The organism is Winogradskyella sp. (genome assembly GCF_013213835.1).
In the GTDB taxonomy this organism is placed as follows: domain Bacteria; phylum Bacteroidota; class Bacteroidia; order Flavobacteriales; family Flavobacteriaceae; genus Winogradskyella.
In genome coordinates this window covers 617618-631840 of the sequence record NZ_JABSSU010000003.1, presented here as the reverse complement: position 1 = coordinate 631840, position 14223 = coordinate 617618, and the positions used below count along the sequence as shown (strand labels likewise).

General features: G+C 30.1%; 15 protein-coding genes. 14 read left to right on the top strand and 1 reads right to left on the bottom strand.

Annotated elements, in window-relative coordinates:
• The 11 genes from HRU50_RS05725 to HRU50_RS05675 all read left to right on the top strand — a co-directional run.
• A partial coding sequence (locus tag HRU50_RS05725) for a CpsD/CapB family tyrosine-protein kinase (protein WP_296349075.1) occupies positions 1–905 on the top strand: 905 nt, incomplete at its 5' end.
• Positions 906–918: 13 nt separating this feature from the next.
• Positions 919–1515 (top strand): sugar transferase, encoded by a 597-nt coding sequence (locus HRU50_RS05720; protein ID WP_296349072.1) that lies wholly within the window; start codon positions 919–921, stop codon positions 1513–1515.
• The gene (locus tag HRU50_RS05715) at positions 1505–2800 is read left to right on the top strand and encodes a nucleotide sugar dehydrogenase (RefSeq protein WP_296349069.1); all 1296 of its coding nucleotides are present in this window, start codon (positions 1505–1507) and stop codon (positions 2798–2800) included. Before HRU50_RS05720 ends, HRU50_RS05715 begins: the two co-directional genes overlap by 11 nt.
• Before the next feature lie 14 nt (positions 2801–2814).
• Positions 2815–3792, top strand: coding sequence for an SDR family oxidoreductase (locus HRU50_RS05710; protein WP_296349067.1), 978 nt, complete (start codon positions 2815–2817; stop codon positions 3790–3792).
• A 150-nt stretch (positions 3793–3942) separates the two neighbouring features.
• Positions 3943–4812 (top strand): ABC transporter permease, encoded by an 870-nt coding sequence (locus HRU50_RS05705; RefSeq protein ID WP_296349065.1) that lies wholly within the window; start codon positions 3943–3945, stop codon positions 4810–4812.
• Complete coding sequence (locus HRU50_RS05700) at positions 4809–6083, top strand: ABC transporter ATP-binding protein (protein ID WP_296349064.1); 1275 nt, start codon at positions 4809–4811, stop codon at positions 6081–6083. The genes HRU50_RS05705 and HRU50_RS05700 overlap by 4 nt, the downstream gene beginning before the upstream one ends.
• A 6-nt stretch (positions 6084–6089) precedes the next feature.
• Entirely contained in the window at positions 6090–7055 is a 966-nt protein-coding gene (locus HRU50_RS05695) for a sulfotransferase (RefSeq protein ID WP_296349062.1), read from the top strand.
• Positions 7055–7483, top strand: coding sequence for a hypothetical protein (locus HRU50_RS05690; protein WP_296349060.1), 429 nt, complete (start codon positions 7055–7057; stop codon positions 7481–7483). The genes HRU50_RS05695 and HRU50_RS05690 overlap by 1 nt, the downstream gene beginning before the upstream one ends.
• Positions 7480–8589 carry a DegT/DnrJ/EryC1/StrS aminotransferase family protein gene (locus HRU50_RS05685; RefSeq protein ID WP_296349058.1) on the top strand — a complete coding sequence of 370 codons (1110 nt, stop codon included), beginning with the start codon at positions 7480–7482 and terminating at the stop codon, positions 8587–8589. The genes HRU50_RS05690 and HRU50_RS05685 overlap by 4 nt, the downstream gene beginning before the upstream one ends.
• Entirely contained in the window at positions 8582–9340 is a 759-nt protein-coding gene (locus HRU50_RS05680; RefSeq protein WP_296349056.1) for a class I SAM-dependent methyltransferase, read from the top strand. Before HRU50_RS05685 ends, HRU50_RS05680 begins: the two co-directional genes overlap by 8 nt.
• 1 nt (position 9341) lies before the next feature.
• On the top strand, positions 9342–10556 hold the full coding sequence (locus HRU50_RS05675; RefSeq protein ID WP_296349054.1) for a glycosyltransferase family 1 protein: 1215 nt from the start codon (positions 9342–9344) through the stop codon (positions 10554–10556).
• Between the two features lie 70 nt (positions 10557–10626).
• Here the strand turns inward: HRU50_RS05675 and HRU50_RS05670 are convergent, their stop codons facing one another.
• Positions 10627–11298 carry a sulfotransferase family 2 domain-containing protein gene (locus HRU50_RS05670; RefSeq protein ID WP_296349051.1) on the bottom strand — a complete coding sequence of 224 codons (672 nt, stop codon included), beginning with the start codon at positions 11296–11298 and terminating at the stop codon, positions 10627–10629.
• Positions 11299–11404: 106 nt separating this feature from the next.
• Here HRU50_RS05670 and HRU50_RS05665 point away from each other — a divergent pair, with 106 nt between their 5' ends.
• From HRU50_RS05665 to HRU50_RS05655, 3 genes are read left to right on the top strand one after another with little or no spacing between them, the layout of a single operon-like run.
• Positions 11405–12241 (top strand): glycosyltransferase family 2 protein, encoded by an 837-nt coding sequence (locus tag HRU50_RS05665; protein ID WP_296349050.1) that lies wholly within the window; start codon positions 11405–11407, stop codon positions 12239–12241.
• Between the two features lie 2 nt (positions 12242–12243).
• Positions 12244–12996, top strand: a complete 753-nt coding sequence (locus HRU50_RS05660) for a glycosyltransferase (RefSeq protein ID WP_296349048.1) — start codon at positions 12244–12246, stop codon at positions 12994–12996.
• Between the two features lie 2 nt (positions 12997–12998).
• Positions 12999–14222 (top strand): glycosyltransferase, encoded by a 1224-nt coding sequence (locus HRU50_RS05655; RefSeq protein WP_296349046.1) that lies wholly within the window; start codon positions 12999–13001, stop codon positions 14220–14222.
• The last annotated feature ends 1 nt before the right edge of the window (position 14223 follow it).

Here is a 14223-nt window from a genome sequence, read left to right as displayed (position 1 = left end):
TCTTTGTGCCAATTTTCATAATTTTTCTTGTTTACCTTTTAAATAATACCATACACAATGCTGATGAAGTGACTCGAATGTCAAAAATCCCAATTTTAGGCTTGATTGGTAAGTATAAACACGATAATAATTTAGTGGCATTTGAAAAGCCAAAATCAGCTGTAGCTGAGGCTTTTAGGGCGGTTAGGTCTAGTATGCAATTTATTCTTAAGAGTAATGAATCAGGTACTCGAGCTAAGACAATTATGATAACCTCATCAGTGAGTGGAGAGGGAAAAACTTACGCCTCAATTAATATTGCTTCAGTATATGCAATGTCAGGTAAGAAGACAATACTATTAGGGTTAGATTTAAGGAAGCCAAAAATATTTGGTGATTTCAAGATTAAGAACGAAGAAGGTGTAGTAAATTATTTAATAGGTCAATCAGCTCTAGAAGAAATAATAACAAATACTCATATTGAAAATTTAGATTTAATTACCTCAGGACCAATACCGCCGAATCCATCGGAATTATTGATGAGTGACAAACTTGGTGAATTAATAAATATCCTGAAAGATGAATATGACATGATAATCCTTGACACACCGCCATTAGGTTTAGTTGCTGATGCTTTAGAGCTTGTTCACTATGCGGATGCATCAATTTTTATGGTCAGATTAGACTATACTAAGAAAGGAATGTTGCGTTTGGTTGATAGTAAATATAAAAAGGGGGAGTTAAAAAATATTAGTTATTTGCTTAACTTTTACAAATATAAAAGTACACATAATTATGGCTATGGCTATGGTTATGGATACGGTTACGGTTATGGCTCGTACGGAAATGCATACCATGAGAGAGACAATCGTTCAATAATTCAAAAGTTGAAAAATCAGTTTAAACCTAAATATAGAAGAAAGTAAGAATTCATATTTTGTGATAACGAATACTCAATTAGTTGTTAAGCGTTTTTTTGATTTAACTTTGGCTTGTCTTCTTTTGCCAATTTTAATCTTACCAATTTTAATTTTAGTTACTGTAGCTACAATAGACATCTGGAAATACGGCATGTTTACGCAAACACGGGTTGGTCAAAATGCCAAGTTTTTTAAAATCTATAAAATTAGAACACTTCGAGAAGGAACGCATGAACTAGGTCATTTAGATAATAAAGCAACTCAATTTGGCAGGTTTTTACGAAAAACTAAGTTAGACGAATTGCCTCAATTGTTTAATGTTATTAAAGGTGATATGAGTTTTGTTGGTCCTCGTCCAGATATTCCCGGATTTGCAGATAAACTTGAAGGGGATGATCGGGTTATATTAAAAGTAAAACCTGGTGTAACAGGTTCAGCAACACTTAAGTATAAAAATGAAGAGGAGATTCTAAAGCAGCAATTAGATCCAGAAACATACAATAGAACGGTTATTTGGGTAGATAAGGTGAAAATTAATAAATATTATGTTCAGAACTATAGTTTTTGTTTAGATTTGAAACTCATTTTAAAATCTACCTTAATAAATGATAACTAACGAAGATAAAATAGCAATTATTGGCTTAGGTTATGTGGGTCTTCCACTTGCTGTTGAGTTTGCGAAACAATTTCAAGTTGTTGGATTTGATATTAATGCTCAAAGAGTTCAAGAGCTAAATTCTGGTGTTGACAAGACCCTCGAAGTTGACGATGATCATCTTAAATCAGTACTTATATCAGATTTAAATATTGAAAAGGGACTATATATTACAGATAGTCTTGAAGCGCTATCTAATTGTAATATATATATCATTACTGTGCCGACTCCTACAGATGCACTTAACAAACCAGTCTTTACACCATTGATTAAAGCAAGTGAAACAGTAGGAAAAGTGTTAAAGGCTAATGATGTTGTTGTGTATGAGTCCACTGTTTATCCAGGGGCAACAGAAGATATTTGTATTCCGGTTTTAGAAAAAACTTCAGGATTAAAATATAACAATGATTTTTTTGCTGGTTACTCTCCTGAACGAATAAATCCAGGTGATAAACACCATACAGTCACTAAGATATTAAAGGTGACTTCAGGTTCTACTCCAGAAATTGCTGAGAAAGTTGATCAACTATATAAAAAAGTAATTACTGCAGGAACACATTTGGCACCATCAATTAAGGTGGCAGAAGCCGCTAAGGTTATTGAAAACTCCCAAAGGGATATTAATATTGCTTTTGTTAATGAGCTTTCTAAGATTTTTAGACTTCTCGATATTGATACTAAGGAGGTTTTAGAAGCCGCAGGAACAAAATGGAATTTCTTAAAATTTTCACCAGGTTTAGTTGGTGGACATTGTATAGGTGTAGATCCATTTTATTTGGCGCAAAAGGCCATAGAATCAGGATATGATCCTGAAATTATTTTAGCTGGTCGAAAAATGAATGATAGTATGGGGTCCTATGTTGCAACTGAGACCGTGAAAATGATGATTAATAAAGGAGCAACAATTAAAGGTTCTAATGTTTTGGTATTAGGAATTACATTTAAGGAAAATTGTCCCGATATTAGAAATTCTAGGGTTATAGATATAATTGATGAACTACAATCTTATCATGTAAATGTGGATGTTTATGATCCATGGGCTTCAAAAGAGGAGGTGCATCATGAATATAAACTAGACCTGAAAACATCTCTATCTGAGTTAAATTCTGATTATGATGCAATAATCTTAGCTGTTTCACATAAGGAATTTTTAGATATGTCTTTAAAGGATTTAAAGTCAGATAAATGTGTGATTTTTGATGTGAAGTCATTATTGCCTAAAGAAAGTGTGGACGCGAGATTATAATTAATTTTATGAAAATGTATTTAAATAAATATCATTCAGAAAACTTATCAAATTTAAGTTTTTTGATTACGGGTGGTGCAGGATTTATAGGCTCTAATATTGTTGAGTATCTATTGAATTATGGGGCGAAAAAAGTTAGAGTATTGGACAATTTTTCTAATGGATATAGAGAAAATCTTACCGAATTTGAAGATAATCCTGCATTTGAATTAATGGAAGGTGATATTAGAGATTTAGATACTTGTGTAAAAGCAATTGACGGAATTGATTATGTGTCTCATCAAGCTGCCTTAGGTTCTGTTCCAAGATCAATTAATGATCCAGCAACTTCTAATGCTGTTAATATTTCGGGTTTTTTAAATATGTTAATAGCTATAAAAGATAGTTCTAGTGTGAAACGCATGGTGTATGCTGCTTCTAGTTCTACTTATGGTGATAGCAAATCTTTACCGAAGGTTGAGGATAATATCGGTAAACCTCTGTCGCCATATGCTGTAACTAAATATGTAAATGAGTTATACGCTGATGTTTTTGGTAAAACATATAATACAGATGTCATTGGGTTAAGATATTTTAATGTATTTGGACCTAAGCAAAGTCCAAATGGAGCTTACGCAGCTGTAATACCATTATTTATGCAAGCTCTAAAGGATAATAAAGCGTCTAAGATTAATGGTGATGGTGAGCAAACTAGAGATTTTACTTTCGTAGATAATGCAGTTCAGGCTAATGTAAGAGGTTTTTTTGCTTCTAAAGATGCTGCTAATGAAGTGTTTAATGTAGCTTGTGGTGAACGTATTTCTGTGAATTACTTATGGGATTCACTAAAAATCGCTGCTAAATCTGAATTAGAAGCCGTTTATGGACCACCTAGGCAAGGAGATGTAAGAGATTCTTTAGCAGATATTTCGAAAGCGGAGAAATTACTAGGTTATAAACCTGAATATACAGTACGGGAAGGATTGAAGATAACTTGGGACTATTTTAATTAGTCTTTATAATATAACACTGAAAACCATCTTTTTAAGATGGTTTTTTTGTTTCTGATGAGATGATGTTAAAATCATTCTTAATAAAAGGCTGAGTAATCATATTAAAGGATTATTTCATTTAGTATATTCGTTCACAAATTAATTGATAGTTTGAAGGACACTCAAGATAAGTGGTTGTACGTGATATCCTCTAAGCACAGGTTGATTGACTTCAATTTTGCTGATATTTGGCGTTATAGAGATTTGTTGTTTCTTTTTGTTAAGCGAGATATTATTACCGCTTATAAGCAAACCATTTTAGGACCACTATGGTATGTTATACAACCATTATTTACGTCGGTAATTTTCACTTTAATTTTTAATAATTTAGGGCAAATTAAAACAGGTAGTGTAGATCCTTTTTTGTTCAATCTTACAGGTATTACACTTTGGAATTACTTTAAACAATGTCTAACAGGTACATCAAATACCTTTACTAAAAATCAGAATATTTTTGGAAAAGTATATTTTCCAAGAGTAATAATGCCAATATCAGTAACTATATCTAACTTGTTAAAATTGGCTATTCAGTTGTTGATTTTAGTAGGGTTTTATATTTATTTTCTTGCTGTTCAAGGTGATGATTTAATATTTAATTTAATTTACATGTGGTTGTTACCATTGTATGTTTTATTAATGGCGTTGTTTGGTTTGGGTATTGGTATGTTATTATCTGCAATGACCACTAAATATAGAGACTTAACAGTATTAGTAAGTTTTGGCGTTCAATTGCTAATGTATTTATCAGCGGTTCCATATCCATTAAGTGAAGCTAAAGGAAAGTTTCCTAATCTTGTGGGTAAAATAGTTGAATACAATCCATTGTCGCAAATTATAGAAGGTTTTAGGTTTGTGGTGATTAATGTAGGTGCCTTAGAATTAAACAAACTAATAATCACGTCTATAATTTGTGTTTCAATATTCTTGGTTGGATTAGTTGTATTCAATAAAACCGAAAAATCATTTATAGATACTGTATGATAGATTCGGATGTAATATTAAAGGTAGAAAACCTGAGCAAACAATATAGACTTGGACTAATAGGTACAGGTACAATTAGCCATGACCTTAATCGTTGGTGGAATAAAATTAAAGGAAAAGAAGACCCGTATCTTAAAATAGGAGAATCTAATGATAGATCATCAGGAGCAAATTCAGATTATGTTTGGGCTTTAAGAGATATAAATTTTGAAGTTAATAGAGGAGAAGTTTTAGGCATTATTGGGAAAAACGGCGCAGGTAAATCTACACTTCTAAAAATATTATCTAGAGTAACAAGCCCTACGTTAGGAACCATAAAATCAAACGGAAGAATAGCGTCTTTATTAGAAGTAGGTACAGGTTTTCATCCAGAAATGACTGGTAGAGAAAATGTTTATCTCAATGGAGCTATTTTAGGAATGACCAGAGCAGAAATAACTACCAAGATTGATGAGATTATTGAGTTTTCGGGTTGTTTAAGATATATAGATACACCAGTAAAACGTTATAGTAGCGGTATGACTGTGCGTTTGGCCTTTGCTGTTGCAGCGCATTTAGAACCAGATATTTTAGTTGTAGATGAAGTGCTTGCTGTTGGTGATGCTGAGTTTCAGAAAAAAGCCATAGGTAAAATGCAAGACATCTCAAAAGGTCAAGGAAGAACAGTATTATTTGTAAGTCATAATATGGCTAGTGTAAAATCACTTTGTACAAAAGCAATAGTTTTAGAACATGGGCAAGTTGCATTTGCTGGTAATGTGGAAGATTCTTTAGATTATTATTTAAACAATACAATGAAATCTTCTACATCGCTATATATTAATGAAGAGCCTAATGAAGGTTCAGATATATTAGAGGTAAAAGTTCTTAAAAAGGATGAATTAGCCGATGCGTTTGGTTTTAATGAAAGTGTTAGTGTTTCTTATAAAATTAAAGTAGAGGAAGAAGATTTATCAGCTAAGTTAGGGTTTAAAGCAATTGACCAATTAGAACGCGTTGTATTTACATCTAATACTTTATTATCTGAAGTTGGAATTACAAATCAAGGAACTTATACAATCCGAGTAGCTATTCCTAATTCAATATTATTACCAAGTCACTATAGATTGGCTATTGGCTTTCATATTCATAAGAAAAAATTGATTAGAAAATTAGATCGATTAATTCAATTTAAAATTGAAGAAACAGGTTCTGGATTTGAAACCTATCAGAAAGATGATATGGGTTGTGTTCTTTTAGATTGTAAATGGGAATCTCAGAATACTAATTAGACTATTATGACAGATTCATCTTTAATTTTTATAATCTCTCAACCGAGATCTGGTTCATCCTTATTACAGCAATTATTACTTAATAATATTGAAATAGTTTCATCACCAGAACCTTGGCAGATGCTATCATTAATTTATACTTATAAAAAGAATAATATTGCTTCTAGTTATAATCCGTTTTATGCTGTAGAAAACTTCACCAGGTATTTAGACGAAAGAGAAGACGGATTTGAAGATTATAAAAACAGAGTTAAAAAATTAGCTTTAGATTTATACAAAGATCGATTAGGAGAGCATCAATATTTTTTAGATAAAACCCCAAGATATTATCACATTATAAAAGAGTTGTATGAATTCTTTCCTAATGCAAAGTTTATTTTTTTAGTAAGAAATCCTTTGGCAGTATTTGCTTCAATTTTAGACTATAATTTTAAAGGTGATTATAAGAAATTTTTAAAGTCTGAAGATAGAATAGACGACCTTTTCTTAGCACCGAAACTAGTTGAAGAAGGAATTAAAATTATAAAGGATAGCATCACTATATCTTATGAAGATTTAATTACAAATACAGATAATACACTAAAGAAGATTAATAGTTTTTTGTCTTTAGAAACACCTTTGCAGGCGGATTATGAAGTCAAAGGAAGTTTTTCTAATTCTAAGCATGTAGATACCAAAAGTTTAGATAAACATTCTAAGCCAGTAAGTGATTATTTAGATTCATGGAAGAAGACAATAAATACAATACAAAAGAAGCAATTAGCGTTAGAATATTTAGCTAAGTTACAGCAAGTAGACAGTTCTCGTTATAACATAAGAGAGATAGAAAAAATGTTAAAAGTGCATAGTACAGATAAGACTAATCTTTTTTCAATTCCTTTAGATTTACTAATAAATAGAGAAGAAAAATTGAGTATTTTTCAATTAATAAAAAAAAGAATTTTAATAAAGCTTAATAAAAAAGGTTTGTAATGGTGGAAGAAATAAAAAATGACGGAACGTTGTTAGCAATCATCATATCTTCAAAATTTGAAAAAGAAGGTATTGCCTTTTTTACACCAAATAGTTTTTCGCAACAATTGGGTTATATGAAGCGAGAGAAAAACTATGTGATAGAGCCTCATGTACATAATCCTGTAAAACGAGAAGTGGTATGGACGCAAGAAGTTTTATTTATAAAATCAGGAAAAGTAAGAGTCGATTTTTATGATGATGAGAAAACATATCTTAAAAGTAGAGCGTTAGAAAAAGGAGATATTATTCTTTTAGCATCTGGTGGACATGGTTTTGAAATGCTAGAAGAGAGTGAAATCATAGAAGTAAAACAAGGTCCATATTCTGGTGATAGAGACAAAACCAGATTTGAGCCAGTTAATTCAAACAAAATAAACATCGAATGATTCCTGTAAATATTCCTCAGCTTAATGGTAACGAAAAGAAATATTTAGAAGAGTGTATAGATACAGGTTGGATATCTTCAGAAGGTCCTTTTGTGTCTCGTTTTGAAAATGAGTTTTCTAAATACATCGGTCAAAACTACGGCATTGCAGTATCCAATGGTTCAGCAGCATTAGATGTTGCAATAAGAGCTTTAGAATTAGAAAAAGGTAGTGAAGTAATTTGCCCAACATTCACAATAATTTCACCTGTACAGAGTGTTATTAATGAAGGTTTAGTTCCAGTTCTTATAGATTCTGATGAAGAAACTTGGAATATGGATGTAAATCAGATTGAATCTAAAATAACCTCAAAAACTAAAGCAATACTCGTTGTACATATTTATGGTTTACCTGTAGATATGAATCCGATACTTCAATTAGCAAAAAAACATGATTTAAAAATTATAGAAGACGCAGCAGAAATGCATGGTCAAACCTATAATGATAAAAAGTGTGGTGCTTTTGGTGATGTAAGTATTTTTAGTTTTTATCCTAACAAACATATTACAACAGGAGAAGGCGGAATGATACTTACCAGTGATTCTATCTTAGCAGAACGTTGTAAAAAGCTAAGAAATCTTTGTTTTGAAAAAGGAAGAAGATTTGTGCATAATGAAATTGGATGGAATTACCGAATGACGAATATGCAAGCAGCACTTGGTGTAGCTCAATTAGAGCAGATAGATACAACAATAGATAGAAAAAGAGAAATAGGACATCTATATAATCAATTGCTAAAGAATAATGCTGATTTACAACTTCCATTAGCACAAGCTGAGTATGCTGAGAATATATACTGGGTTTATGGACTTGTTGCTAAATCAGAAGAAGAATGTGCTAGAATACAAAGGCAACTAGGAGAATTAAAAATAGGAACAAGACCATTCTTTTGGTGTATGCACGAACAACCAGTATTTAATAAAATGGGCTTTTTTAAATCCGAAAGTTATCCAGTAGCAGAAAAAATAGCTAGAAATGGATTTTATATACCTTCAGGCTTAGGGATAACCAATGAGCAAATAGAAGAAGTGGCAGAAAGTTTAATTAAAATAGTTGCAAATGGATAGATTTAATCTTTACGCAAAATATTACGATTTGTTATATGAAGATAAAGATTATAAAAGTGAAGTTTCATATATAGAGCAGCTTATAGAGCCTTATGGTTTTAAAAAACCAATAGAAATATTAGAGTTAGGTTGTGGTACCGGAAACCATGCAAAACTATTTTCTGAAAAAGGTTACTCAGTTGAAGGCGTAGATTTATCATCGCAGATGATAGAAATAGCAAAACATAAAAACAAAGGAGATGATAATCTTAGTTTTTATGAAGGAGACATAAACTCGTATAGGTCAGACAAAAAGTTTGATGTTGTTACAAGTCTTTTTCATGTTGTTAGTTATCAAAATACTAACGAAAAGTTAGAAGAAACATTTAAGACCGCTGCGCACCATTTAAAAACTGGAGGACTTTTTATTTTCGATTTTTGGTATGGTCCAGGAGTTTTAACAGATCCGCCAGTAGTAAGAGAAAAGAAGTTAGAGAATGATGCTATTTTGGTTAATAGAAAAGCAACACCAGAATCTGATGGTGTACAAAATGTAATAAAAGTATTGTTTGATATCGCAATAAAAGATAAAAGTACTGATAAAGAAGAGTTGATAAAAGAAACACATGTTATGCGCTATCTCTTTATTCCAGAGCTTAAATATATGTTAGATAAAAACGGACTAGATACCCAAGATTATTACCATTGGATGACCTTTGAAAAACCTACAAATTCTTCATGGAATGTAGTTGTGGTAGCTAAAAAACGATAGTATGAAAGTAGCAGTTTGGATAAACAGTTCTGTGGATCCTAAATTAGGTGGTGGATTTTCGTATACGTCTAAATTAGTACAGCTAATAGATGATAAACAGTTTAATTCTAAACTAGAAGTTTGTTTTATTGGTTCAGATGCTATTAGTTTCAAGTTAAATAAACCGTATTTCTCTGTAGATCTTACAGCTAAGAAACTTTCAATATGGCATCAGTTTATTGTTTCATTTTCTAGAAAATTTAGAGTATTAAAGCAATTAAAAAAACAGATTCAATTAAAAAATAAAAAAGCGTTTGAAGCAAGAGTACATCAGCAAGTAAAGCAAAATAATATAGACATAATATATTATTTATCACCAATGCAAAGGCATGTACCTAATTTTCCGTTTATTACTACAAATTGGGATTTAGGGCATTTAACATTACCACCTTTTCCTGAAGTCACAGAACCAAAAGAATTAAAGGCAAGAGCAAAATGGTATAATAACGTTTTACCTAATGCTAATTGCATTTTTACAGAATCTGAAGCTGGTAAAAAAGAGTTAATAGATTTTTTATCAATACCAGAAGAGAAAATAAAAATAGTGCCAATTTTTCCAGGAAATATTATTCATCTTAATGTTAAAGAAGCAGAACAAGGTCACATTCTTGATGAATTTGGACTAGAGAGAAATAACTTCTACATATATCCTGCTCAATTCTGGAAACATAAAAACCATGAGAGATTAATTTCTGCTTTTGATAATGTTTTAAAGATTAATCCAAATGTAAAACTGGTTCTAAGCGGAAGTGATAAAGGAGAATTAAACAATGTTTTAGATCTAGTGAAATTGAGACAGTTAGAAAAAAAAGTATTATTTACAGGATTTATTTCTAACGAAGCGTTATATACATTGTATAAAAATGCACTTGCACTAGTGTTTCCAACATTATTGGGGCCAACAAACATGCCACCATTAGAGGCTAGAGTTATTGGTTGTCCTGTTTTATGTTCAGATTTTATGGGACATAGAGAACAATTAAGAAATGGTGCTATCTATTTTAAACCCGAAGATGAAAAATCAATTTTTGAGAGTATGATAGCTGTTTTAGATATGCAAAAAAGAAAAACATTGTTAGATAATGCATACAACGAGTTAACGAGTTCTAGTTTTAATGAAGAGTTTGCAATTTCAAAGATTGAAAGACATTTACTCTCGTTAATTAGCCAGCTTTAATTTTTGATATAATAATAAACTTTTACAAAGTATGTAACTCAAGGTTGTTGTCTAAGTTTCAATTAATTACTTATTCTCCATATTCAAAACCAAAATATTCAATTTCCTTTTTGTAATTTTTATAGATAAAATCTTTTATTTCAGGAGAATAGTGGTTAGTGTAATGGTCATATTTTCTGACAAGGAGCTTTGGTAAAATTTTATCTTCAATATCTAAAGCATTACAAATAATATTGAAATCATCTTGCAAGTTTTCAAATCTCCCTATAAAATCTAAAGGAATATCACCTTTTTCATTTGTTATAAAATACAATTGCGAAAATGTTTTGTGATCTATCTTTTCTTGTAAAAAACTAAGAAAAGGATAATTAATGTCTTCAATATTATAAGAAGCTCGTAAAAACTCATCTTTCATTACATTTCTATACCAAGAAAATAATCTTGCCCAAGTGTTTCTTACAAAAGAGAATTTATAAAAGTCATTAAACTCTTTTTTTGTTAATTCAGGATTAATTACATTATTTAAAAAGCGATAACTACTTTTAGGCTTGCCAATTTTTAGAGCATAAAGACTTTTTCTTATATGATAATTGGTGTTAAATATTAATTCAATATCCTTAATTGTTCTGTGGTCTTGGACATCTCTTTTAAGCTCATTAAAGTGTCCTAATTTCTTTTCAATACTAGTGCCACCTGTTTTATAATTATGAATAAAAATACACTTGTGTGTTTTTGAAATCATTTACAGAAAGAATTAATAAGTTATGACTGTTTGTTTCGGAATAAATAGATTTATATTTACAAATATCAACTTTTAAAAATTGATATCTTGTTATAAGATTCAAAAGATGAGCATAAAACCTAAAATATCTATAATTACTATTAATTATAATAACTCAAGCGGTTTAGGTGCAACAATACAAAGTGTTGTTAATCAGAGTTATCCTAATATTGAGTACGTTGTTATTGATGGTGATTCTTCAGATAATAGTTTAGATATAATAAAATCATACGAAAGTGAAATAAATTTTTGGATAAGTGAACCTGATTGTGGTATATACAATGCAATGAACAAAGGTTTAAATAATGCTTCAGGTTTGTATGTCTTATTTTTAAATAGTGGAGATAAATTACATAATGATGAAGTTATTTCTAAGATGGTAAATAATCTTGACGATTATGATTTAGTTTACGGTAATTTGCAGTTTATTTCAGAAAAAGAACGCTTTATAAGGTCTTATCCTAAGAAATTGACGTTTCAGTATTTTTTAAATAATAGGTCGTTACCTCATATGGCAACATTAATAAAGCGATCTCTGTTTGATAAGGTATTTTATTATAACGAAGACTATGAGATAGTCTCAGATTGGGAGTTCTTTATTTGTACGGTTTGTAAGTTTAATGCAACATACTGTCATTTAGATATATTAGTGTCAGATTTTGATACTAATGGTGTATCTAATGATATAGAAAGTCAAGATAAAAAACAAAATGAAAGAACTTTAGTCCTTCAAGAACATTTTTCTACTTTTATTGATGATTATGAAGACATTACTTTGCTCAATAACAATAGATTTAAAGCCTTAAAAGTGTTAGAAGAAACTACTTTTTGTAAAAAACTTAACAGCTTATGGTTAAGGTTAGTGTTATTTATTTCTAAAGGAAAAACTCCCGAACAGCTTTAGCAATGATTCCTAAGATAATTCATTATTGTTGGTTTGGAGGTAAACCAAAGTCTGAGATAGCATTAAAGTGTATAGAAAGTTGGCAGAAGTATGCGCCAGATTTTGAAATTAAAGAATGGAATGAAGATAATACTAAACAATTTCATAATAAGTTTTACAAAGATGCTTATCGTAAAAAAAGGTATGCTTTTGTAGCAGATGTAATAAGAGTTTCGGTTTTAAATAAATATGGTGGTATTTATATGGATTTAGATATGTTATTGTTAAAGCCTTTAGATCATATACTAGCATATAAATTCTTTAGTGGATATGAAGTAGAAGATAGAATAGCCTTTGGGTTATTTGGTGGAGTCTCTGGACATAGATTTTTTAAATTGATGCAAGAGTTTTATGACACTATGCATTTTAATCAGTTTTCATTACCAGTGATTACACATACATTTTCATCAATAATAAATGACTCAAAAATTACAGAGAATGAATGCATATATTCGCCTGAATTCTTTTATAGCTTTACTTATCAAAATAGAGAGGAGGACTTTAATAAATTCTTAACTTCAAAAAGTGTTGCAGTACATTTATGGGATCATTCTTGGGCACAAAAACAAGAAAGAGAAACTATATGGAATCTTCTAAAAAACATAAAGACAGTTATTTTAGATTATTTGTTTTATAGCTATCCCAAATCTTACCTAATAAGATATGTTAGAGGTTTTACCAGAAAGATAGTACACATACTAATACTTAAAAATTAACATTGAAGGTTTTACATATCAATACGTCAAATAGAGGAGGAGCTGGTATTGCAGCATTAAGATTGCATGAAGCTTTACATGTTGAAGGAATTCAATCTGCATTTATATCTAAAGGCTTAAGTGTCGATTTTAATAACAACATTATTAAAGATTCTTTTTTTGAATATAAAAAACCTTCATTGTTAAAGAGGTTTATTGCAAAAATATCGCTAAGTACTAATAATCAACTAATTTCTAAGTTTAACTCTATAAAGAAAAAAATAGATTGTGAGATAGTTTCTTTACCTGTTTCTAAGTACAAATTGCATGAACATCCATTGGTGTTAGAGGCAGATATTATTAATTTGCATTGGGTTGGTGATTTGGTAAATTATTCTACTTTTTTTAATAATTTTTCAAAACCAATTGTATATACAATGCATGATATGAATCCTTTTAAAGGTATATTTCACTATCAGACGGATGAGAATAAAAATCCAGATTTTAAAGATTGGGAAGCAAATATGCTTAATATAAAAAAGGAAGCTTTAATTAATGTTAATAATGGTGCATTGGTAAGTCCTTCAAAATGGTTGTTAGATGAAGCCATAAAAACAGGCGTATTCTCCAATTTTAAGACTCAAGAAGTTATTCAAAATTCAATAGATATTAAATCTGCAAAGACATTTACTTCAAAAGAAGAGGCAAGAGCAGATTTAGGTTTAACAACAACTGAAAAGGTTATACTATTTGTTTCTAATGCCATAGAAATTGAAAGAAAAGGATTGAAACTCCTAAAGCAAGCATTAGAAAGTATAGATATATCAATAACTTTGTTAACAGTAGGTAAAGGTGAAGTTACCATAGCTAACACTAATGTTTTGGTAAAGTCATTAGGTTTTGTAAATGATATAGATAAAATTACAAAAGCTTATAATGCTGCAGATGTATTAGTTTTACCAAGTTTAGAAGATAATCTTCCAAATACAATGCTAGAAGCGTTTTCTTATGGTGTACCAGTTATTAGTTTTATGGTTGGTGGTATGAAGGAACATATAGATAAAAATAGTAATGGAATATTGGTAAAAGACCTAACTTCTAAATCTTTAAAACAAACTGTTGAAGATTTTTTTAATAAAGAAAACAAGTTTGATACGGATAAAATAAAGCAATATGCAGCGGATAATTTTTCTTTTAAAAATCAAGCTTCTAAATATATTAGTGTGTATAATAGACTACTGAATTAGA

Coding starts and splice junctions, on each gene's coding strand:
- HRU50_RS05665 (WP_296349050.1), top strand. CDS start 11,405: ATGAGCATAAAACCTAAAATATCTATAATTACTATTAATTATAATAAC.
- HRU50_RS05680 (WP_296349056.1), top strand. CDS start 8,582: ATGGATAGATTTAATCTTTACGCAAAATATTACGATTTGTTATATGAA.
- HRU50_RS05660 (WP_296349048.1), top strand. CDS start 12,244: ATGATTCCTAAGATAATTCATTATTGTTGGTTTGGAGGTAAACCAAAG.
- HRU50_RS05710 (WP_296349067.1), top strand. CDS start 2,815: ATGTATTTAAATAAATATCATTCAGAAAACTTATCAAATTTAAGTTTT.
- HRU50_RS05675 (WP_296349054.1), top strand. CDS start 9,342: ATGAAAGTAGCAGTTTGGATAAACAGTTCTGTGGATCCTAAATTAGGT.
- HRU50_RS05670 (WP_296349051.1), bottom strand. CDS start 11,298: ATGATTTCAAAAACACACAAGTGTATTTTTATTCATAATTATAAAACA.
- HRU50_RS05685 (WP_296349058.1), top strand. CDS start 7,480: ATGATTCCTGTAAATATTCCTCAGCTTAATGGTAACGAAAAGAAATAT.
- HRU50_RS05690 (WP_296349060.1), top strand. CDS start 7,055: ATGGTGGAAGAAATAAAAAATGACGGAACGTTGTTAGCAATCATCATA.
- HRU50_RS05700 (WP_296349064.1), top strand. CDS start 4,809: ATGATAGATTCGGATGTAATATTAAAGGTAGAAAACCTGAGCAAACAA.
- HRU50_RS05715 (WP_296349069.1), top strand. CDS start 1,505: ATGATAACTAACGAAGATAAAATAGCAATTATTGGCTTAGGTTATGTG.
- HRU50_RS05695 (WP_296349062.1), top strand. CDS start 6,090: ATGACAGATTCATCTTTAATTTTTATAATCTCTCAACCGAGATCTGGT.